This is a genomic window from Aestuariivirga litoralis (assembly GCF_015714715.1).
Lineage (GTDB): Bacteria > Pseudomonadota > Alphaproteobacteria > Rhizobiales > Aestuariivirgaceae > Aestuariivirga > Aestuariivirga litoralis_A.
The window spans coordinates 928,481-950,898 of record NZ_WAHS01000002.1 but is presented as its reverse complement, the minus strand read 5'-3'; the positions used below and the strand labels follow the sequence as shown (position 1 = coordinate 950,898).

The following is a 22,418-nucleotide window of genomic DNA, read 5'->3' as shown; positions in this document are numbered from 1 at the left end:
GCCGCACTGACTCTACGCCAAATCCAACGAGAGTTCGTCACTTCGATCTCGACCAGAGCCACCATTCAACCCTCATCAATAATTTCTACAGCAGCGGAACAATTTTTGCGCGCGTACGTTTTGCTATCTTGTCTCAGGGAAACAAGCCTTTGAGCTGGGAGAGGGAAAATCGTGGGTGATGGCCTGATGGAAACCTTGCCCCGCCATGCCTTTCTGGCAGGTGGCGGCGAAATGGCCGACCGCATCGCCCGGTTTGACTGGTCCCGTTCTGCCCTGGGCCCCATTGAACAATGGGGGCTGCCGCTCAAGACCATCGTAGCCTTCATGCTGCGCTCACCCGTCGCCATGGTTCTGCTGTGGGGGCCGCAGGGCAGGATGATCTATAATGATGCCTATGCGGTGTTTGCCGGCTCGCGCCACCCGCAGCTTCTGGGCTCCAAGGTGCTGGAAGGCTGGCCCGAAGTGGCCGAATTCAATGCGCATGTTATGGATGTGGTGCTGCATCAGGGCGGCACCTTGTCATTCGAGGATCAGGCGCTGGACCTCAACCGTGATGGACGATCACGAAAGGCCTGGATGAATCTGGACTATTCTCCGGTGCTCGATGAATCCGGTAAGCCCGCTGGCGTGATGGCCATCGTGGTAGAAACCACCGGCAAGATGATGGCTGAGCGGTGGCACAGGAGCGAACGCGAACGCCAGATCCAGATGTTCGAGCAGTCGCCAGGATTCATGGCCATGCTGCACGGGCCCAGCCATATTTTCGAACTTGCCAATGCGGGCTACCGGCAATTGGTCGGGCAGCGGGATCTGATCGGTCAAACAGTGCGGGAGGCGTTTCCGGATCTGGAAGGCCAAGGCTTCTTTGAACTTCTGGATCAGGTTTACAAAACCGGCGAACCCTTTGTGGGCCTGGGTCTCAAAGTTGATCTGCAACGGCCACAGGCCGAGAAAGAAGAACGCGTCATCGATCTGATCTACCATCCGATCCGCAATCCGGATGGCGAGGTGATCGGCATTCTGGCGCAGGGCGTGGATGTGACCGAGCGGGTGGCGGCCGAGCAAGCTTCGAAGCAAAATGCTGACCGTTTCCGCACCCTGGCTGAAGCATTGCCCAATCACGTTTGGACAGCGGGTCCAGACGGGCTTCTCGATTGGTTCAATCCGCGCGTTTATGAATATTCAGGTTCGTTCCCCGGTGAACTCGACGGGGACAAATGGGCCAGCCTCGTTCATCCCGAAGACTTGGCCGAGGCGGCCGGGCGGTGGCGCGAGGCCAATGAAAACCGGACCCCTTACGAAACCGAGTTCAGGCTGCTGCGGCGTGACGGTGCCTATCGCTGGTATATTGCGCGGGCTGTGCCGATCCAGGATGCAGAGGGCAATGTGCTGCAATGGGTGGGCACCAATACCGATATCGACGATCAGAAAACCATTTCTCAGCAATTGTTAAAGAGTGAAACAAGGTTCAAGCAATCGCAGAATGCCGCGGGCATCGGCTCGCTGGAGCTGGATATTGAAACCGGCACGGTGATGGGGTCAGAGCAGCTCTGGAAAATCTGGGGCCTGCCGGTGCAGCCCAGCCATCACATCAGCGTGCTGGAGGCGCTTGTGGTGCCGGAAGATGCGCATATCCGCTCCAACCCAGAGACCCGACGAGCCGGCACCGCCGTGCCGCATGTTGAATACCGCATCAGGCGCCCGGGCGAGACGAAGATGCGCTGGGTGTCACGCAGTGTCGAATTCGTGTTCGATGATGGCAAGCCGGTGACGATGTTTGGCGTGATGCAGGACATTACCGAGCGCAAGGAAGCCGAGGGGCGGATGAGCACCCTGGCGCATGAGCTGGAACACCGAATCAAGAATATCCTGGCCATGGTGGGCTCCATCGCCACCCGCACCATGCGCGACACTGATCTGGATACGGCGCGCAAGGCTTTCAAATCGCGGCTTGAGGCGCTGGGGGCGGTGCACGACATTCTGAACCAGGCGCGCTGGAGCGATACATCGCTGCTGGACGTGGTACAAAAGGGCATTGAACCCTTTGAACGGGAACGCTTTTCGATTTCTGGCCCGCCGCTGCCGATTACCCCGAAAATGGCGATTGCCATGGGCCTTCTGGTCAATGAATTGGGGACCAATGCTGTCAAATACGGGGCCTTGTCATCCAGCCAAGGCAGGGTCAGTATTAACTGGGACCTGAAATATGATCGCGAAACCGGCCAACCCAGCCTAAGATGGGCGTGGCAGGAAGTGGATGGCCCGCAAGTGGTCGTGCCGGACAAGAGGGGTTTCGGAAGCGTGCTGATTGAAAAAGTGCTCGGTGCCGATTTCGGCGGAAACTTCGAATTGCGCTATGAACCAAAGGGCGTCTCGTGTGTTCTAGAAGCACCATGGGTTATGTCACAGTGAGTTTCTCTGCAGAAACAAAGCATTCAGGTTCCGATCAGGGGCCAGCCGTGCTGGTGGTGGAAGATGAAGCATTGATCCTGTGGGACATTGCGGAAGAGCTCCGCTCGGCCGGATTTGTGGTCTATGAGGCCTCGCATGCCGATGCAGCGATTGCGCTGCTCGAACGGCACGCCAACATCATGGCGGTGTTCACCGATGTGAACATGCCGGGATCGATGGATGGCATGAAGCTTTCGCATTTCGTCAAGGACAGATGGCCGCCGGTGAAGTTGGTGGTGACCTCCGGCATCAACCGGTTCAAGGATCTGGAACTGCCGCTGGGAAGCGTTTTTCTTCCAAAGCCTTACAGCCCGCACAAGGTGATCAGCACCTTGCGGGCCCTTCTCACCTAAAATTTCAGTCGGGTGGAACAGTTCGCCTTGGTGTGACTTGCATTTTCTGAATCCGAAAATGCAGGGAGGTCCCATGGCACAAGTCAACTTTGAGGTGACGGCACTCGACAAGAATGGCGAAAAGGCCACGTTTGAGGCAGACGTGCGCAAGCAGGCTGAAGAAGCGGCAGACCGCCTGGCTTTGGATGGCTATCGTGATGTGACGATCATCAACCATCGCCCGGTGACCCGGATGGGAAATGCAAAATGGCCGCATTGATCTTTGAAATCCGGGTAATCGAAAAAAGCGGAGCGACCCTGACGCTTGAGGCGGATACGCGCGAGGCGGCTGAAGACATCGCCCAGCGCTTACGCAATGAAGGCCATGTGGCTGTCGAAATCGTAGAGATGCCGGCTCAAGGCAGACTCACGCCGGAAGGCTGAGGCGCTTCGCTGAAAACTGCTGGTGCCAGGCGGTCACATCCTTGGCCATCACTTCGGTGGCGGCGAGCAGAATGGATTGCGCCTTTGAAAGGTCCAAGCGTTCCGGCTCCTGAAGCGCCTTGCTGATCCTGGTTTCAATCCCTGACAGCTGTTGATAGGTGGCGCTGCTGCGCGCGGCGAAGCCCTCAAAATCACCCTGCTCACGAATACCGGTGAGGCCTGCACCCATTGCGGGAAGGCCTGCTGCTGCAATCGAGACGATGGGCTTGATCACATATTCCAGCGCTTCGTGAATGAGGCCGCCTTCGGCATGAGCCTCGCCCGCGGCTTCATGGGTTTCTGCCATGGCAGCGGAAATGAAGGGTATGGAATCAATGCCCCAGATAGCGAGATAAAACAGCAAGAAGCCGATAGTGGCCATGAAACAGAGATCGCCGCCGCGATGTAGAAAATGGTGGATCTTGTGCAGATTTGCCGCATTGAATTTGTGATAGGCGCGCTGCTGGATGATTTCAGTTTCATTCACGCCGGACAGAACGATCTTCAGATAATCCGCACCGAGCACCGCATGCGGCAAGCCGGTTTCACGGAAGGTGGCGCGCACATACCAATTGGCCAAATCCTCATTTTCATGCGGCCCGGGCGGCAGAACAAAGCTGCGCGATGATCCGACATAAGCGAGATTGCGGCCGAGGCGCAGCAGCTCAGAGAGTTTTCGTGTCTGCAGCCAGGCGCCATGCCAGTTGGCACGCACGCCGCGGCGGACCACGATGATCACGGTGGAGATGATCAACAGTTCAATCACCACGAAGGCGGCCTTGATGCTGAGCACTTCCGGCGATGACAGGAAGAACAGATAGCACAGGCCGATGGGCACTGAGATGGAAGCCAGAATGAAAATGCTGACATAGGCGCTGCGGTACAGCTGGCCGTAATACCAGGCCAATGCATCGGCCCAGATGGAGCGTGGCAGAAGGCCAGAAGTCAAATCTTTCGACAACTGGTTATCTGCGGGTTTCACCGCATTAAAGAAGGGTGACCAGGAACCCAGCAGTTCGGCCAAGCTGCTGTATCGGACAGGCAGTGCGAATTTTCCGGCACCACTTAGCGCGCGCAGCAGCGTGTAGGCGAAGGGCAGATAGAGAGCGCTGGGCCAGGACTTGCTGAGAAAGCTGGTAGGGGAAGGTGTTGCGGGCGCGTGGTGTTCGTCGTGACCAGCGGGCGCGTGATGGCTGGGCGCAGCGAGAATGTGGTGCAGCACGTTACGCAATTCAGCCTGCCCGAGTGCTACGCCTTTATGCGCTCCATCGACGCGCGACAGAAGTTGCGGCGCTTCACCCGGTTTCGGGTTGATCCAGATCACAGCGACGCCGGCGTCGAGCGCCTTGCTGACAATTTCGCCAGTGCCACCCTTGCCATCGGCCTGCTTGCCGTCCCAGATCGCCACCAGAAGATCCACCTGACGGATCAGGAACTCACCCTGTGCGGCATAGGATTCGTTGCGTTCGCGCCCGCCTGAGGAAAGTTCGGTGACGGATACGGCCTTCTTCAAAAGTGCGGTGAATTCAGTGCGTGCTGCACCTTTGAAATCTTTCGCATAGTCCTCGCGCGGTAATGGCAGAACAGCTTCGAACTGCCAGCTCTCTGGCATATGGGCGAGGACCAAACGGTCAGAACCTTCGGCAAGACCAGTGACCATGCGGATCAATGGGGCCGCACCGTCATAGAAGCGGCCTTCGTCACCCTTTGTAATGGTACGCACTTCCGCATCAATCATGGCAGCGAGGTCCGAAAATTTCTGGGCGACCAGATTGTGTCCCGCCTTGTCCAGTTTGTTGGGCCGGTGGCCGGAAATGCCGATATTAATTGCCAGGCGCGGCAGGGGCATGTGGGCAGGGGTTGCGGCAGATGGCATGGAGTGCACTCTTGACGGGCTAGGCTGAATTTGTTGATTTTACATATAATCGTATGGGATGCTGGCGCAATCAGGTTGATCACAGGCTGCAAGAATGAACTCAAAAGCAGGCAGCTTTGCGCGCGGGCAGGCGTTTCGCCTTAAATCCGGTGGCAGCGGTTTTATTGGCCAGGTGGTGGGAAGCGGCGGTCAGGGCAGCGTTTATGAAGCTGACCTTGATGGCCGCAAGCTGGCGCTGAAATGGTATCATCCCCACGTGGCGGTCGCAGATGTGAATTTGCGCCAGCGCATCACCCGCATGGTGCAACAAGGCGCGCCTGATGGCAGCTTTGTGTGGCCGATGGATCTGGCTGAGGTCGATGGCTCCGGTAGTTTTGGCTATATCATGCCGCTGATCAGCCCGGACCGGCGACCCCTCAAGCTGATGTTCGAAAACGGCAAGGAGCGGATCAATCCCAGCCTCACGGCGCGGGTGGCGGCCTGCCTCAACATCGCCACCAGTTTCCAGAAGCTGCATGCCACTGGCTATTGCTACCAGGACATCAATCTCGGCGGGTTCTTTCTTGAGCCAGAGCGTGGCAGCATCCAGATTTGTGATGCCGATAATATTTCTGTCGATGGTGAGCTGGGCGGGGTTTATGGCACGCGCAAATTCATGGCGCCGGAAGTGCTGCGGCGCGAGGCGCTGCCCTCCACCAAGACCGATCTCTATTCGATGGCGGTTTTGTTCTTCTACATGATCTTGAACTGGCACCCCCTGGACGGAAAGGCCGAGGCCAGCATTGCGATGATGACACCTGCCGCCGAGATGGCGCTTTATGGCACGCAGCCGCGCTTTGTGTTTGATCCCAAGGATTCCTCCAACGGACCCGTTACTGGCACGCATGACTGGATCATGGCGCGCTGGAAGGCGATGCCTGAAGTGTTGAAACAATTGTTCATCCGCGTCTTCACCACCGGATTGATGCAGCCGCAATCACGCCCGCTGGAAAGCGAATGGCGCAGCGCGCTGGATCAATTGGGCGAAGCGGTGGTGGCCTGTCCCAAATGCGGCTTTGAACATGGCGCTGACTTGAAGCTGCTGGAAAGCGGTTCGCATTGCGTGGTGTGCCAGACGGTGATGGCTTTGCCGCCGCTTCTCACTGCGCGGCGCGACCCGCTGCTGCTGAAACTGCGCCGCAAGATTCTCGAATATCAAATGGCAGCGGGCTATGTGGACCCCGCGGCGCAAGTGATTGCCAGCGTGCAGAGCAATCCGAAAGACCCGACAATGATCGGCTTGCAGAACATGAATACTGCCAGTTGGGATGTGCGCGGACTAGACGGGAAGAATTTCTCTGTGGCACCCGGCAAGACGGTGCGCATTCTCGATGGGCTCAATATCGGCTTCGGGCAGGTGCATGGGGTGATTTCCAATGTGGCGGGCAAGGCCTCATGAGCAAGGCGCTCATCGCTGGCGCCAGCGTGCAGGGTGCGGCCCACAAGCTGCGGCAGCAACCCAATCAGGATTTCCATGGCGCTGCGCCAGTTGGCGCATGGCAGGTGCTTACCGTGTCGGATGGCCACGGGGCTACACCACATTTCCGCAGTGACCGCGGTTCACGCTTTGCCGTGGAGGCGGCGCGTCTGGCCTTTGCCGCTTTGACTGCGAAGGACCAGCTGGATGTTAAAGACCGGCAGAAGTTTGAAGCTACGTTCAAGACATTTCCGCAAGAGCTCGTTGCGCAGTGGCGCAAGCTGGTGCGGGCAGATGTGAAGAAAGAGCCACTGGCGAAAGGCGACATTTTCATTCCTTATGGTGCAACTTGCTTGAGCTTCTGCATCGGACCCGGCTTTGCCTTTTATGCTCAGGTCGGAGATGGCGATCTGGTTGCGGCAAGTGCTGACGGCAAGCTGGGCAAGCCCCTGCCGGATGATGAGGGCCTTGAAGGGCAGCAGACTTATTCGCTGTGCCAGGATGATGCGGAAAGTCATTTCAGGCTGGCACTGCATGTCTCACCCGATCCGCTGGCAAAGCCTGCCTTCGTGTTACTCGCCACCGATGGGCTTTCAAAATCCTTCACCGGCGGCACGCAATTCATGGATACGGTGCGCCATTTGCTTGAGCTGGCTTTGACGCAAGATATGAGCCAGCTCTCCAAGGATCTGGTGCCGTGGCTTGATGATGTATCAGCGCATGGCGTGGGCGATGACACGACAGTGTTGCTGTTCAAGGATCCCAATCAGGACGCCGCATTGCAGGTTGGCCTGGTCCGCCGCAAAAATTTGGCAGGTAATTTGAAGCGCTTTTTGCGCTTGCAATGAGTCCGGTCTGCTGCACAGCAACAGGTTTAGTTTCATGGCGATTGCAGCACGGATTTTGCGGGTTAACTGGGTTGGAAAATTTTTCCTGCGGGAATCTTGTGCAATTGCCCGGCTTCATGCAACTCTGACTTTTCGCTGACGCATTCAAAAGTGGGGTTTTGCAATGTCCATGCCTAATGATCCGAAGGGTGGAAACCAGGTGCCGCCGCAAATGCCGCCGACACCGCGCGACTTTGCAGCTCCGACCCTGTCGGAAATGGTGCCTTTCAAATCCAAGAAGATCAATGTCTGGAAGAGCGGCATCCTGATCCCCGCTGCCGCCACGGGCATCGCAAGCGTGCTGGGTTTCAAGCTCACTGATTACTATCAGTCGATGTATGTGATCATGAGCTATTTGCTCTTCATCATGCTCTATGCCTGCTACGCCTATTCCGGTGTCAAGAAGAGCCTTCTGATTTATGTTTTCCCGATCGTTGTAGTGTGGATCGAATTCCACACGCCGATCTGGAGTTACCTTGCGTTCATCTTCCGCAATGTCCTGCCTGGCGGAATAGTCGACGACGAGCCCTTCCTGCCCGCCTTCTTTCACTATTTCTTTGCGGCTGGCCTGCTGGAGGAACTCGTGAAGGCGATTCCGGCGTTGATCGGCCTGTTCCTTGCGGTGCGCGCCCTCAGCAAAACCAATGCAACTGGCGTTGCGGCCCCCAAGAGCTACCTTGACTATATCAAGGTGCAATCGCCCATGGAGGGCATGCTGTTCGGCCTCGCTGCAGGCGCCTATTTCATTTTCGATGAAACCATGGGCGAATACGTTCCCAAATTCGTGGAACTGGTAGGGAAGTCGGAGGGTGAGGGCTCAGGCTTTGCGTTCGGTTTCTGGTTGCTGTTCCCGCGGGTCACCAACGGGGTCATCGGCCATATGGGCTGGGCCGCGATCTTCGGTTATTTCATTGGCCTTGCCGCCCTGTATCCCCGTTCGATGATCAAGCTCTTGGCCATGGGCTGGGTGCTGGTGGCGCTCCTGCATGGCTTGTGGGACACGGCAGGCAAGCTGGGCCAATACGCAAACCTTGCCGCGGCGATTCCCACATTGCTGATTTTCGTCGCGTGTCTGCTCAAGGCCAAACAGTTGAATACGGCCACCAACGGTAATTTCGTGCCAAGTGACTCAATCATAGTTGGGGCGCAGCCGGTTCCGGCATCTGCAACTGCTGGATTCAAGATGGAAGAAGTGAAGGCCACGGCCTGGGGTGGCCTGGCCAGTCTGATGAATGTGGTGAATACGGGTGCAGCTGCGGCACAGGCTGCAGCTGCGGCGCAAATGGCACCCGCTCCGGCTGGCCTTGCGCAGGCGCCCAATGCGGTAGCCAAGCCGACATTCGCTTTGGCGGCAGGATCAGCGCGCTTCGGCATCATCGCGGGGCAGACGCTGGATCTGGCGCAGCTGTTTCCGGGCCAGGGCCTTCCGGCGCAATGCCTGGCGGAAGTGACCGTCAATCCGAAGGATGCTTCGCAACTGGGCCTGAAGAATCTTTCGAGTGCAAGCTGGGATGTCACGACCGATTCAGGCTCCAGCGCCAGCGCGCCAAAGGGCCGCAATGTGAAGCTGTCTCCCGGCACCAAGATCACCATCGGCCAATGCGTGATCCAGGTGCAGTCGGTTTAACATGGCGAAAGTAGCAGCCAAAAAAGCATCCGCCAAAGCACCGTCCGCGAAGAGCGGGCGTAGACAGATCAATTTCTTCTTCGTGGTGGATTGCTCCGGCTCGATGACCGGCGACAAGATGGCGTCGCTCAATTACGCCATCCGCTCGGCCATTCCTGCCATGCAGGCGGCGGCAGCGGATAATCCGGAGAATGATGTTCTGGTGCGGGTGATCAGCTTTGCCGACCAGGCGCGCTGGATGATCGAAGCGCCGGTGCCGGTGGCTGATTTCACCTGGGCCGACCTGAAGGCCAAGGGCGAAAGCGCCATGGGCCAATCGCTCGAAATGCTGGCCAAGATTCTGAATCCGAAAAAACTGACGGGCGCGCAAAATCCGCCGGTGATCGTTCTGGTCTCGGATGGTTTGCCGACTGATGATGTGGATGCAGGCCTCGTGGCCCTCGAAGCCTCCGATTATGGCAAGGCCGCGGTGCGCGTTGCGATTGCCATCGGTTCGGATGCAGACATGCCCACGCTGCAGAACTTCATGGGCAATTCTGGCGTCAAGCCCTTGCAGGCCAATAATGCCGAGACACTGGTGAACAGGATCAAATGGGCCGCATCGGTGCCGCTCAAAGCCGCTTCGATGACTGTTTCCGATGGCGCACAGGAAATGGCGAAGAGTGCTGCCGGTGAAGAAAAAGACGGTGGGGAATTGGTATGGTGAGCAAGGACGGCGACCAATTGCCGGCGGTTGGTGACATCGGCAAGGTGATTGCCAAGCTGATCAAGGCGCACGGCACCAAGCTGCTGGATGACCGGCGTAAACTTTTAGGGTTGCTGCGCGATTACGTGCCGGCGGAAGTGCGCGGCGTGAAATTGCTGATGGCCGCGCATGACCAGGGCACATCGCAAGCCTTTGCCGACAACGGTGCAGCACCTTCGCGGATGATGATCGACCAGCAGGTGAATGCGCTGGTATCCAACACTGGCTTGCAAGCCGACATGGCGAGATGGGCGGCGGAGGCCTGGAGTGCTGGCCTCTATGGCAGCGTGGCAAAGGCCAGCGCGTCTTCTCCCGCGCCCGCCGATGATCTGACATGGGGCAGCGAAGTGGTGGGGGCAGCACCCCTCGCCATGGCACCCAGTGCCAATACGCCCGCCGGCATTGCCATGGCTCCGGCTGCAGCACCCTATGCGGCGGCACCTGTTGCGCGCGCGCCGATGAATTCAACGCGCATTTTCATGCTGGCCTGTGCGGCGGTGATTGCGGTAGTGACGGTAATTGGCGTGATCGACAAAATGTCACGCCGCGAACAGGTGGTTGAAAATACCGGTGGCGGTGATGCGCCGAAGACCGAACCGACCCAGCCCGATCAACCGACACAGCCTGATCAGCCCGCCACGCCGCCACAACTGCCTGACGAACCGCAGCAAAAGCAGGCCGGTGAACCCGTGCAGCCTGATGGCAAGGCCTGGACGGTGACCAGTACATCTGAAGATCCGAGCCAATGGCCGGTTTTTCAAGGTGGCACACATCCCGACAATATGCCCGGAAGCTGGAAGTTCAATTTCAATTCGCGCCTCTCTGACGGGCGCATTGCGGTCTATGAAGTCAATGTGGCCCTCGGTTCAAACCTGAAGACCGGCAGCGGGTTCTTCCGCAGCGTCGATCTCGCCGATCCGGCCAAGAAAACGGCTTATAGTGGCTCCATTCCGGTAGTGCGCGAATACAAATCCACCGGCAAATATTTCAGCACGTCGATTTCCAACATTCAGTGGGAGCAGAATGATCCAGGTGTGCCACCCGTTTGCGTGGTCTTCACTTCGGGCAGCAGCGCCAAGAAATTCCAGCCCGAAGGCGGGTTGTTCTGCGTCAATGAAGTGGTAAATGGCGTCTGCACCACCAATATCGGCTGCGGGCGTCTTAACTGAATGTCATGAGTGAAGCTGGCTCAGCGCGCGACCGCAAACGCCGCCTCGCCGCGGGCCTGAGCGCTACGCTGCTTGACCACGCTGATGAAGGCCAGCGCTTTCTTGGCTTTCTCTCTTACCGGCGACAGGACGGGCTTGCTCTGGCGCGCTGGCTGCGCGGCAAGATCACCAGCTTCAAGATTCCCAAAGAGCTGAAGGATGCCATATCGAAGCGCGATGAAAGCGTGGGCGGCACGCAGAACCGGGTGTTCTTCGATATGTCCTACCAGAAGCCCAATGTGGATTTCTGGGATGAGCATATTGCCGCCTCGCTGTGCCGGTCACGCACGCTCATCCTGCTGCAGACGCCATCGGTGTTTCAGACATTGCCGGGCGGCGAGGCCAATTGGTGCGAACGCGAGATTGAGACCTTCCTCAAATATTATGGTGACCCGTCACGCATTCTGGTGGTGATGGGCCCTGATGCGCCGATTGAGAAATTTCCGGCACCACTGGAGAAAATCTCGGCGCGCTGGGACTGGATCGATCTGCGGTTCTTTTCGCAATCGGCGATCACCCGCTGGCGCCAGGCGGGCCTCTATGACGCGCAAGTGGTCAAGGTGCTGGCCAAGATCTACGACATTGCCGATGGTGACCTGCCGGTCCTCAATCAGGAATTTGCCAAGGCGCGTCAACGCGTGCGCCGTGCACTGGCCATTGCTGCACTGGCGACGATCGTGGCGCTTTCCGGCCTCACTGTTTGGGCGATGAAAGAACGGCAGACGGCGCTGGCCCAGCGCAATTCAGCACTGATTTCGCAGTCACGCTATCTGGCGTCGGGTGCAGACGGGCTGGTCAAGGACGGCACGATCCGCGGCGCGCTGGCCTTGGTGCAGGCTGCACTTCCCGGCGCCAATGACGGTGGTGACCGGCCCCTGGTGCAGGAAGCCATCGCCTCCGCCTATAACGCCATCTATTCCAATCATGAGCGGGGCAGTCTTGCTCTGCCGGAGGGCACGACCGCCGTTTCTTCCGATGCCATGCATGGCACTATCGTCATTACCACCAAAACGCAGCTGCTGTTGCGCAATGGATTTGACGGTGCGGTCACTCAGACCTGGCCGCTGGATTTCGGCGATACATCCCACATCAGCATTGCGCCCGGCGACAAGATCGTAGCACTGACCAATGCCGATGGCGCGGTGATGGTGCGCGACATTACTGATAATCGCGAGATTCTACGCCACGCTGGCGAAGGGAAGGGCACGAATACCCATTTCATCAAGGGCGGCAGCCTGCTCGTCGTGGCTGATGCGGAGAACTTGCACCTTCATCTATTTGACGTGGCCAAGGGCACCGAGATTGCCACGCGCAATTTCACGCCCGTCAACAAGAAGCCGGGCTTTGCCTATTTCGATGCCGACAGTGAATTGATGATGCTGGTGGTGGATGCCAAGCTGCTGCGGCTCTCTCCTGCTGATCTTTCTGATCAGGCCAGCCTGCCTGTCGATGATGTGGCGGAATATGCCATGGCGACCTCACAGGACAAGGCGACTGTGTATGTGGCGGCGGCACAAGAGCAGCTTGATGGGCGCATCCTCGAAATTGATGCGGCCAGTTGGACTCTGAAGCGCGGCTTTTCCCGCATCGCCTGGGGCGCCAAGAAACTCGATGTGTCATCGCGCTGGAATACGCTGGCGCTGATGGGCCTCAATGGCGTGGATTTCTTTGACCTCAAAGCGGGCGAGCGCACCAGCCATGTGGCCACTGACTTCTTTCCCTCTGGCGGGCAATTTCTGGGTGGCACCGGCAATGGCGAATATATGATCTATGGCGGCAGCGGATCAATCAAGTGGATTTCGCCGCTGCTGGGGATCTCACATACATCTTTCATGACCACCGATGGCGCGGCGATCACCGGGCTTGATCCGCTGCCGGATGATAGTGGTTTTCTTTCCATATCCGAGAAGCCCTCGGTGACGCGTTGGTCGTACAAGCTGGTGGCATCGGCGGCGGACTACAATGTGCCACTGATCATCAATGGCGTTGATTTCAAAATGGCCTCGCCTTTCCAGTCTTCGGATTTCCTGCCGGAAAAGAATCTTGCAGTGGCGTCCTATACCGGAAACGCGATCAATCGCTGGGATATCAAAACCGGCAAATCCACCTTGGTGAAGGACCCCATCAAGGGCGAGGATATTCCTTTTGTCGCCGCACTGAGCGACAATGCGACCGCGATGGTGACGGCCAGCCAGAAGCTTCGGGTCTATACTGATGCCACCGGCACGGCGGCACCGGCCGGCGAGATCGATGCGCCGCCGATGCGCGCGATGACCGCCGTTTCACCCACACAGGCTTTCATCGCCGCCAAATCGGGCGTGCCTGAAATGCTGGATGCCAGTGACCCCAGCAAGCTCAAGCTCACGCCGCTACCAGATATGGCACCCTGCCCCTTGTCTGGGGCCATGAACAATTTTGCCATATGCGCCACCAGTGAGGGCGCAGTGAAAGTGAAGCGTATCTCCGACGGCAAGATGATGTTGGACCGCAAGGCCATGCCTGCGGCCTTCACTTATATTTCCATTTCACGTGACGGAACGCGCCTTGCCATTGCCACCGATGATCACAAGCTGGAACTGCTGCAGATGCCGGAAGGAAATGTGCTGGCCAAATTGGACCTGCAGCTTGACCTTTCGGGCGGCCGCCTGATGGATGCTGTCAAGGCCGCCAAGCTTGACCCCAAGGAACTTGCCTCGGTGAGCACTGGCACCAAGCATGTGGTCAAATCCTTCGATACGACAGCCATGGCCTTTTCTCCTGATGGCAAACAGCTGGCCATCGCACTGCCCTTCGGCATGATCAAGCTTCTGGATGTGGCAACCAGCAAGATGACCGAACTTCCGGTGCCGCGCGATGCGCAGATCAGCGAGATGATCTATTCGGCGAATGGCGCGCTGCTGGCCGTGCATGAATTCAGAAAGACCGAAGTGCTGCAGGTTTACAGAATAGCCACCGGCGAGCAGCTGGCCGATATCAGCCTGAATGAAGCTTACAAGCCGAAGATCTACGCCCTGCCGGATGGCCATGGCTATCTGACCATCAGCGAGACGGGGCATGTGGTGGTCAATCCGGTTTTTGAAAAGGACGAAGATTTCATTGCCTATCTGGCGCGCGAATATCCGGATAGACTGACGCCGGCGCAGCGCCGCGCCTATTTCCTGGAGTAGGGATCAATGAAATTTCCGGAGATTTCCGGCTCGCTGGCTGAACTTGAGACGATCAAGGGAAAGTGGAGCATTGCACTGTGCGGCGCTGGGCCCTTGGTGCGCGCGGTGAAGGCACAAGGCGGCAGGGCTGATCCTGCTCTCGCCAAGATGGGGCAGGTGTTGGTTGTGGATGCGGGCGATGATGCTGCCACGCTGAGCAAGCTCGCAGGACTGCTTGAAGGTGTTGCTCCAAAGGCCAAGCTTCCGGTCACGCTGGTGGTGCGGGTGGAAGATCGCAACCTGATGCGCGCGGCGGACCAACGCTTGTTTGAAGATGGCATCACGCCGCGCCCGGTGATCGTGAGCAGTGCCGATCTGATCGCCGAACGCAGTTTGTTAGAGCACCGGCTGTTCGAATTGGCGAGATGGCGCAACCAGGACAGGCTGAATATCAAAGTGTTGGGCTTTGGTGCGCTGGGCCGGTCATTCCTTGATGAGATTATTCTCAATGGCGTGGCGAGCGGGTTGAAACTGCCTGCCATTGAAATCATCACGGCTGACGTGGCACGCGCCGAGGCGATCCTGCGCCGTGACATTCCGGAATATGCCTTGGCTGCCGAGATCAAGATCACCGCGCTTGATCTTGAAGCGCTGGGCGATCCACGGCGCGGACCTTTTGCTACAAGCGCTGCGCAGAATCCGCTGACCGCGATTTTCGTTCTGTTTGATGATGCGGATGAAACGCTGCGCGCGACTGCTGAAATCTGCGCATTGCAGAAATTGCACGGGCTGGCTCATGCGGCGCTCTTTGTGGGCGGTGCGGGGGCTGCAATGGCCGCACGATTGATGGTGCCGGTGCGCACCGGGCGCAACCTGGCGCTTGGTGTGCATGAACTGAGCAATCTCAATTCCATTCCTGATCTTCTCACGCATATCCTGATCAAGCGTGACCTCGTGGCACGGCGCATTCATGCGGCTTATGAATCGCTGTACAAGGGCAAGACGGAAGCGGGAACCTCGTGGGACGCGCTGCCGGAAACCTATCGCCGCGCCAATCGCAGGGCCGCTTCCCATTTGGTGCAGAAACTAAGCGCGCTCGGGCTCGAGACCGATGGCGGCAGCAAAGATTTCGCGTCGGTCAGCCCGCAAGCCTTTGCGCGGGTGATTACGCCCTTGGCCAAATCCAATGTGGAAGACGATGTGATGCGCGGGCTGGCGCGGCTTGAACATGAGCGTTGGTGCGCTGACCGCCGGCTTGACGGATGGAGCTATGGCGAGGTGCGCGATGATGGGCGGCGCTTGCATCCCAGCCTGGTTGCCTTCGATGATCCAAGGTTGACGACGGCGGAAATCGAGAAGGATGTTTCGCAACTGCGATTCCTGCTGGGTCATGTGGTCGAGTCCAAGGCCGATGGCGCGACGGCCTGCATTCAGGCCGGGATCGTTGATGGCGCTGGCCAAGCGGGCATTTCGCCCGAGGCGGTTCAGGAACGGTTTGCATTGGAGCCTGAGCGTTCCATCATTCTAATCTCACCTTTGCTGAGCGAAGAAGAACTGAACATTACATCGGCGTTGATGGGGCACTTGGCTGCGAGTGGCCGCAAAACGCGCCTCGTCATTCCTGAATGGTTTGCGGGAAATGCGACTTTGCGCGATGAGAAGATTGCACGCAGCGAAAAGCTGTTGGGCTTGATCGCGGACAAGCGTGTAGTCATTGCGCCGATCGGGCCGCAGCAGTTTTCCGCCAGTGAAGATTGGGCCGAAGTGGGGCTTATCGACGAGCAGCGCGCTTCTTTGGTGTCTTACGTGACGGCGCGGGCTGACGTTTTGATTTCTGTCCAAAACCCAGATCAGCCTGCTTGACCTGAAGGGCAGCGGCGGCTTCGGCCAGTTCCGTCAGCGTTTGCATATTGGCGGGATTATCCATCTGGCGGAGGGTGCCGATGACTTCCTTGGAAACGTCCTTACCCAGCTTGTCCTTGAGCCATGAACCTTCGAGCTTGATGTCGTAGCGCAGGAAACGGAACAGATCGCCAACCGGCGACAGGAAACGCCCGGCATCGCCGATTTCGCTGTTGATCGTCCAGGCGGTCGGGCTGTCGCCCAGAAATGTCATCAGCGTCAGCACCAGTTGCTGGCCTTCGGCGATCATCGCGCCGAGGGAACGCAGGGCAATGCCAATCGACGTCATGCTTTGTGCTGCGTTGGGCGGAAGGGTGGGCCGGTAAGTGCCGGTGCCGACGGAAACAATCAGAAGCTTGTCTGGCCCCAATTCCCAGTTCAGGCCGTAGGGCGGCAGGATGGCTGCCATCAGCATCATCAGGGCCGGGTTGTTATGCGGGGTCAATCCACCATCAATGAAAAGGCCGGGCGCGTCACCGGCGGCGATCTCGATCAATTGCGGATCAAAGAAGCTGGGGGCGGCCGTGCTGGCGCGGACGATTTCGGCCAGTGAGAGCTCGCGGTTGCCACGATAGGCATTGTCGGACGGGCTTTCCCAGAATTCAGAGCGCGAATTGTTCATCACCATCCAGGCGCTGCCGGTATCCATGCGTTTCATCACAATGCACAAACCTGTCTGCAGGTCTTCACTGTCCAGGCGGCGCTTGCCGATCACACGGGCCAGTTCGGAAACCAGATGGGCGGCATCAAATTTGGCGTTCCAGCCGAACAGCCGCCAGCGCGATTTCTTGAAAATCTTTGGCGCCAGATCATCGTAGAAGGTGCGGATATCGGCTACCCGGTAGCCCAGGGCCAGGGCAGCGGCGATGATGGCACCGGTGGAGGTGCCACCAATCAGGTCAAACCAGTCACACAGCCTGGTGGGCTTGCCTTCGATCTTGTCCACCATTTCTTCAATGCGCTGGAGAAAGGCCAGAGACACCACGCCGCGCACGCCGCCGCCGTCGAGCGACAGGATACGCTTCCTCCCGGGGACGAAAAGATGGGCATCCCGCCTGCTTAATTCAGGTTTTGCGCGCTTGGCCATCAGTCCCGTTTCCATCCCCATTCCCGCATGAGCTTTATGCGGAGATCATGCCTTGCTTTCAAGCCGTTCCATGGCCTAAGGGCCGGGCCCAGCCCTGCGGAATTGATTTTAAAGCTACTTGCACCTTGCATTTGCTGCTAAAGGGTCCAACATATACTAATATATCAGAGGACCAAGCCATGAGTTCTGCGGCTCAACCAGCGCCTTCGATGCTGCGCCTGCATGCCACCGACAATGTGACTGTTGCAACCCGCGTGGTGGAAAAGGGTGAAGCAGCCGGCGAAGGGGTCACCGCAGGTGCGCGCATCATGCGCGGCCACAAGATGGCGGCGCGTAAGATTGCCAAGGGCGAGCCGATCCGCAAATTTGGCCAGATCATCGGCTTTGCGAAGGCCGATGTGACGCCGGGCGAATGGGTGCATGAGCACAATGTGGAAATGGGCGAGCTGGCGCATGATTATGCCTTTGCAAAAGGCGCGCGCAATGAGCCTTTGCTGCCGGAAAATGAACGCGCCACATTTCAGGGCTACAAGCGCAAGCATGGCAAGGTGGGCACGCGCAATTATCTCGGCATTATGACTTCGGTGAATTGCTCGGCCACGGTGGCCAGTTTCATTGGCCAGGAAATCAACCGCTCCGGCGTGCTGAAAGATTTTCCCAATGTCGATGGTGTGGTTTCACTGACGCAGGACAATGGCTGCGTGATTGATTACCGCGGCGTGATCTTCGACACGTTCAAGCGCACGGCCTGGGGCTATGCCACCAATCCCAATATGGGTGGTGTGATGATGGTGGGGCTGGGCTGCGAAGGCTTCCAGATTCCGCGCTTCAAGGAAGCGTACAAAGTGGAAGAGAGCGATACATTCCGCTCGATGACAATTCAGGAAACCGGCGGCACGCGCAAGACGGTGGATGCCGGGGTGCGCGCCATCATGGAAATGCTGCCCTCGGTGAACAATGTGAAGCGCGAGACCTGCCTGGCGTCTGACATTGTGCTGGCTTTGCAATGCGGCGGCTCGGATGGCTATTCCGGCATCACCGCCAATCCGGCCTTGGGTGCGGCGGTGGATTTGCTCGTAGAGCATGGCGGCACGGCTATTTTGTCCGAGACACCGGAAATTTATGGGGCGGAACATCTGCTCACACGGCGCGCCCGCAATGAGACCGTGGGCAAGAAGCTCGTCGATATCATTCACTGGTGGGAAGAATATACCAAGCGCAACAATATGGAGATGAACAACAACCCGTCTCCGGGCAACAAGCTTGGGGGCTTGACCACCATTCTCGAGAAGTCACTCGGTGCGGCGGCCAAGGGCGGCACGACCACGCTGAACGCCGTATATCATTATGCCGAGCCCGTCACTGAGAAGGGTTTCGTGTTCATGGATACGCCCGGCTATGATCCGGTGGGGGCCACGGGGCAGGTTGCCGGCGGGGCCAATGTGATGTGCTTCACCACGGGCCGCGGTTCAGCCTATGGCAACAAGCCCTGCCCCTCGATCAAGCTTGCGACCAACACACCGATCTACAAGCAGATGGAAGAGGACATGGACATCAATTGCGGCGACGTGATTGAGGGCGTGTCGCTGCAGGAAAAGGGCAAGCAGATTTTCGATCTGGTGTTGGCCACGGCTTCGGGGAAAAAGACCAAGTCTGAGCTGCTGGGTTACGGCGATAATGAATATGTGCCTTGGTATATCGGCGCGGTGATGTGAGCTTACTGCCGCTTTATTTTTAACTCTCCATCGGCGGGCTTGACCCGCCGATCCAGTCTTTACCCAGCTGGAACGCTATACTGGGTGGGCGGGTCAAGCCCGCCCATGGAGAGAGTGAATTAGTCCATATGGAACACTTCTTCCATCTTCGCCCACCACTCGCCATCCTTGCGCACGGGTAGCGGGACCTGCATGGGATCGGTAATCACCCACCATTCTTTCATCTTGGCATTGGCGCCCATTTTGGCGACGTCGGCCTTCCAGTCGGAGCCCACATATTCCCAATAGGCGAAGAGCAGGTTTTCCGGCTCGCGCAGATAGATTGAATAATTGGTGATGTTGCAATCCGACAGCAGCGCCAGGATTTCGGGCCAGACGGCGGCATGGATTTTCTTATATTCGGGAATAATCTCCGGCTTCAGCCCGATCACCTGGCCCATGCGCTGCATTTCAATTCTCTCCGGCTTGCGGTTCCAGTTCCTTGTCGAGAATCTTGACCGCGTTGGAATAGGATTTGTCGAGATGGCTGGCCATGGCATTGCGTGCCTGTTCGGCATTGCCGCTGTTCAGCGCGCGGATGATGGCACGGTGATGATCTAATGTGGCCTCGGCCTCACCCGGATGCGGCAGAGCCAGATGGCGGCAGCGGTCCAGCGGGGCTTTCTGAATTTCGATCGCCCGCCACAGGCGCGGCAGGTTGCTGATCTCGGCAATGTAGCGATGAAATTCATCATCCGCCGCGATCGCCTTGGCGTAATCGCGCTGATCAATGAAGCGGGCATGGCGCTGCAGGATATCTGCCAGCGCATCTGCGTGAATCTGCGCCATGTGAGGCACAGCCTGGGCCGCACTTTCCATCTCCAGTGCACGGCGCACGATATAGGATTGGCGCAGCTCTTCCCTGTCCAATGGAGCAGCGCGCGTGCCGGATTGAGCAATCACTTCGACGAGATGCTCATCGCTGAGTTTCTTGACGGCCTCACGCACCGGGGTTCTTGAAATCTTCAATTGGGCGGCGATCTTTTTTTCATCAATCGTGGCACCCGGCTTGATCGAGCCACCAACGATTTCAGCACGCAAAAGGTCATAGATCTGCTCACGCATCGAACGGCGGCGATCAAGTGGCACCTTGGAAAAACTGGCTATCATCCGGCCCCTCATTGTCTGTCACACTAATATAACAGTTCTGGACATTCAATTCGTCTTATGTCTAATCTCAACAAAAAATAATAGATGTCTGGGAGGACAGTATGGGCGGAAAGAATAATTTCCCCAAATTGCATAATGCAATGTGGCCGGGGCTTGTCGGCAAGGGTTCCGACTCAGAGCCCGGTATCGAGCTTGATACGTTGCTCGACCTCACCGAAAAGGCGCAAGTCAATGGCGTTAAATTCGACGGCGTGGATATTTTCCATTGCCCGCCGCACATCAATATCGATTTCACCGATGACGAGGTGAAGCGCCTGGCGGCCAATGTGCAGCGCCGCGGCCTTGACATCGCCTCCATCGTCGCACCTGTATGGCCACCCGTGGGTGGTGGCTCGGCCATGGGCTCTCCTTCCGACCGCAAGAAATTCGTCGCCAATGTCGAGAAGTCCTGCAAGCTGGGCGCGCGCTTGAAGGAGCTGGGTGTTCGCCATTACGGCGTGATCCGCGTGGACTCGGCGGCCAGCCCCTCTGATTGGGCCAAGGACCCGGCCGGCAACACCAAGAAGATCGCCAAGACTTGGCGCGAAGCCTGCAGCGTGGCTGCCGATTACGGCGAGCGCCTGGCGGTGGAAGGCGAAATCTGCTGGGGCGGCATGCATTCGTGGAAAGACGTGATCAACACGATGGAGGAGACGGATCGTCCCCAGACCATCGGCTTCCAGGCCGACATGGCCCATACGCTGCTTTACACGATGGGTTACAACGCGCCGAAATCGCGCCTGCTGCCCAAGAACTTCGATTGGAAGAGCAAGAAGGTTCTCGATGAAGCGCTGACCAAGATGACTGACGCGCTGCGGCCCTGGACGATTGATTTCCACGTGGCGCAAAATGACGGCACGGTGAAGGGCGAAGGCTATCACGACAAGACCGGCAAGCACTGCCAGGTGACTGACCCCAAAGGCAAGCTCGACATTCCAAAGCATGCCGGCATGTGGCTGCGCGGCAAGGATGGCGAAGTGACCAAGGCCTTCCGCCATATATGCTGGGATGGCTGTATGTTCCCCAATACAGTGATGCTGCAGCAGAAGACCTGGAATGACATTCTCGCCACCATGATCAAGGTGCGCGACAAGCATGGCTGGGTGGCCTGATGAGCAAGAAGCCACTGAATATCGGCATGGTCGGCTATGGCTTTATGGGCCGGGCGCATTCCAACGCGTTCTCGCAAGCCGGGCATTTCTTCGACCTGCCCTTCAAGCCGGTGCTGAAGGCGGCCTGTGCGCGTGACGCTGACAAGCTGAAGCCCTTTGCTGATCAATGGGGCTATGAATCCACCGAGACCGATTGGCGCAAGCTGATCGACCGGAAAGACATTGACGTCATCGACATCGCCGCTCCCAACAATGTGCATATGGAAATTGCCATTGCGGCAGCGGAAGCCGGCAAGATGGTGATGTGCGAAAAGCCGCTGGGCCGCAATGCTGCCGAAAGTGCCAAGATGGTGGCTGCGGTTGAGAAGGCCAAGGTGGCCAATATGGTCTGGTACAATTACCGCCGTATTCCAGCTGTGACCCTGGCCAAGGAGCTGATCGACGAAGGCAAGCTGGGCAAGATTTTCCATTACCGCGCCAAGTTCCTGCAGGACTGGACGATCTCAGCTGATCTGCCGCAAGGCGGGCAAGGGCTGTGGCGGCTTGATCTGGGTGTTGCAGGTTCCGGCGTGACCGGCGACTTGCTGGCGCATTGCATCGATACTTCGCTGTGGCTCAACGGCTCGATCAACAGCGTGATCGGCATGACTGAAACGTTCATCAAGGAACGCCATCACAACATCACCGGAAAGACGGAAAAAGTGGGCATTGATGATGCGAGCCTTTTCCTGGCGCGTTATGCCAATGGCTCGCTCGGCAATTTTGAAGCCACGCGTTATGCGCGCGGCCACAAGGCGCTCTACACGCTGGAAATCAATGGCGAGAAGGGCTCGATCTTCTGGGACCTGCATGATCTGCACCGGCTGCAATATTTCGATTACCGCGATGAAGGCCGCACGCGCGGCTGGCATTCGATCCATGTGACCGATGGCGATCATCCTTACATGGGCAAGTGGTGGGTGCCGGGCCTGTCGATCGGCTATGAGCATTCCTTCATTCACCAGGCAGCAGATTTCATCCAGAGCCTGGGCAGCAAGACACCTGCCGCACCCACTTTCCGCGACGCCATGGCCACCGATCTGGTGACTGATGCCGTCCTGAAATCGGCTGCCAGCCAGCACTGGGAGAATGTTGGCTGACAGACGTAACTGACACCGCCCACGGAAAATCCGGTGGGTGTTGTAAGACCACGCTTAACTACAA

At 57.9% G+C, this 22,418-nt stretch carries 18 protein-coding genes; 14 read left to right on the top strand and 4 right to left on the bottom strand.

The features are described from left to right. The first annotated feature begins 171 nt into the window (after positions 1-171). From F8B91_RS16440 to F8B91_RS16425, 4 genes are all read left to right on the top strand, one after another. Positions 172-2,412: a PAS domain S-box protein gene (locus F8B91_RS16440; protein WP_196504920.1), complete on the top strand. Its 2,241-nt coding sequence runs from the start codon at positions 172-174 to the stop codon at positions 2,410-2,412. Continuing rightward, positions 2,394-2,804: a response regulator gene (locus F8B91_RS16435; RefSeq protein ID WP_196504919.1), complete on the top strand. Its 411-nt coding sequence runs from the start codon at positions 2,394-2,396 to the stop codon at positions 2,802-2,804. Before F8B91_RS16440 ends, F8B91_RS16435 begins: the two co-directional genes overlap by 19 nt. 73 nt (positions 2,805-2,877) lie before the next feature. Beyond that, positions 2,878-3,063: a hypothetical protein gene (locus F8B91_RS16430; protein WP_196504918.1), complete on the top strand. Its 186-nt coding sequence runs from the start codon at positions 2,878-2,880 to the stop codon at positions 3,061-3,063. Then, complete coding sequence (locus F8B91_RS16425; RefSeq protein ID WP_196504917.1) at positions 3,051-3,227, top strand: hypothetical protein; 177 nt, start codon at positions 3,051-3,053, stop codon at positions 3,225-3,227. Before F8B91_RS16430 ends, F8B91_RS16425 begins: the two co-directional genes overlap by 13 nt. Here the strand turns inward: F8B91_RS16425 and F8B91_RS16420 are convergent. Continuing rightward, a complete protein-coding gene (locus F8B91_RS16420) occupies positions 3,211-5,142 on the bottom strand; it encodes a hypothetical protein (protein WP_196504916.1) in 1,932 nt (643 codons plus the stop codon). The genes F8B91_RS16425 and F8B91_RS16420 overlap by 17 nt on opposite strands. Before the next feature lie 94 nt (positions 5,143-5,236). Here F8B91_RS16420 and F8B91_RS16415 point away from each other — a divergent pair, with 94 nt between their 5' ends. The 7 genes from F8B91_RS16415 (at position 5,237) to F8B91_RS16385 (ending at position 16,074) form a co-directional block, all read left to right on the top strand. Continuing rightward, entirely contained in the window at positions 5,237-6,580 is a 1,344-nt protein-coding gene (locus F8B91_RS16415) for a protein kinase domain-containing protein (protein ID WP_196504915.1), read from the top strand. Then, positions 6,577-7,446, top strand: a complete 870-nt coding sequence (locus F8B91_RS16410; RefSeq protein ID WP_196504914.1) for a PP2C family serine/threonine-protein phosphatase — start codon at positions 6,577-6,579, stop codon at positions 7,444-7,446. Before F8B91_RS16415 ends, F8B91_RS16410 begins: the two co-directional genes overlap by 4 nt. 163 nt (positions 7,447-7,609) lie before the next feature. Next, positions 7,610-9,112 carry a PrsW family glutamic-type intramembrane protease gene (locus F8B91_RS16405; protein ID WP_196504913.1) on the top strand — a complete coding sequence of 501 codons (1,503 nt, stop codon included), beginning with the start codon at positions 7,610-7,612 and terminating at the stop codon, positions 9,110-9,112. A 1-nt stretch (position 9,113) separates the two neighbouring features. Next, complete coding sequence (locus tag F8B91_RS16400) at positions 9,114-9,818, top strand: vWA domain-containing protein (RefSeq protein ID WP_196504912.1); 705 nt, start codon at positions 9,114-9,116, stop codon at positions 9,816-9,818. Continuing rightward, a complete protein-coding gene (locus tag F8B91_RS16395) occupies positions 9,812-11,026 on the top strand; it encodes a hypothetical protein (RefSeq protein ID WP_196504911.1) in 1,215 nt (404 codons plus the stop codon). Before F8B91_RS16400 ends, F8B91_RS16395 begins: the two co-directional genes overlap by 7 nt. A 5-nt stretch (positions 11,027-11,031) precedes the next feature. Beyond that, positions 11,032-14,232: a toll/interleukin-1 receptor domain-containing protein gene (locus F8B91_RS16390; RefSeq protein WP_196504910.1), complete on the top strand. Its 3,201-nt coding sequence runs from the start codon at positions 11,032-11,034 to the stop codon at positions 14,230-14,232. A gap of 6 nt (positions 14,233-14,238) precedes the next feature. Next, positions 14,239-16,074, top strand: a complete 1,836-nt coding sequence (locus F8B91_RS16385; RefSeq protein ID WP_196504909.1) for a RyR domain-containing protein — start codon at positions 14,239-14,241, stop codon at positions 16,072-16,074. Here F8B91_RS16385 and F8B91_RS16380 read toward each other — a convergent pair. Then, entirely contained in the window at positions 15,983-17,200 is a 1,218-nt protein-coding gene (locus F8B91_RS16380; protein WP_196504908.1) for a patatin-like phospholipase family protein, read from the bottom strand. The genes F8B91_RS16385 and F8B91_RS16380 overlap by 92 nt on opposite strands. A gap of 179 nt (positions 17,201-17,379) precedes the next feature. Between F8B91_RS16380 and F8B91_RS16375 the strand changes: the two genes are divergently transcribed. Then, on the top strand, positions 17,380-18,915 hold the full coding sequence (locus tag F8B91_RS16375; protein WP_196504907.1) for a UxaA family hydrolase: 1,536 nt from the start codon (positions 17,380-17,382) through the stop codon (positions 18,913-18,915). A gap of 119 nt (positions 18,916-19,034) precedes the next feature. Here F8B91_RS16375 and F8B91_RS16370 read toward each other — a convergent pair whose 3' ends face one another. Together F8B91_RS16370 and F8B91_RS16365 are read right to left on the bottom strand one after the other, a co-directional pair. Beyond that, entirely contained in the window at positions 19,035-19,364 is a 330-nt protein-coding gene (locus F8B91_RS16370) for an L-rhamnose mutarotase (RefSeq protein ID WP_196504906.1), read from the bottom strand. A gap of 1 nt (position 19,365) precedes the next feature. Continuing rightward, entirely contained in the window at positions 19,366-20,064 is a 699-nt protein-coding gene (locus F8B91_RS16365; protein ID WP_196504905.1) for a GntR family transcriptional regulator, read from the bottom strand. Positions 20,065-20,165: 101 nt separating this feature from the next. Here F8B91_RS16365 and F8B91_RS16360 point away from each other — a divergent pair, with 101 nt between their 5' ends. Beyond that, positions 20,166-21,215, top strand: a complete 1,050-nt coding sequence (locus F8B91_RS16360) for a sugar phosphate isomerase/epimerase family protein (protein ID WP_196504904.1) — start codon at positions 20,166-20,168, stop codon at positions 21,213-21,215. Then, positions 21,215-22,354, top strand: a complete 1,140-nt coding sequence (locus F8B91_RS16355; protein WP_196504903.1) for a Gfo/Idh/MocA family protein — start codon at positions 21,215-21,217, stop codon at positions 22,352-22,354. Before F8B91_RS16360 ends, F8B91_RS16355 begins: the two co-directional genes overlap by 1 nt. The last annotated feature ends 64 nt before the right edge of the window (positions 22,355-22,418 follow it).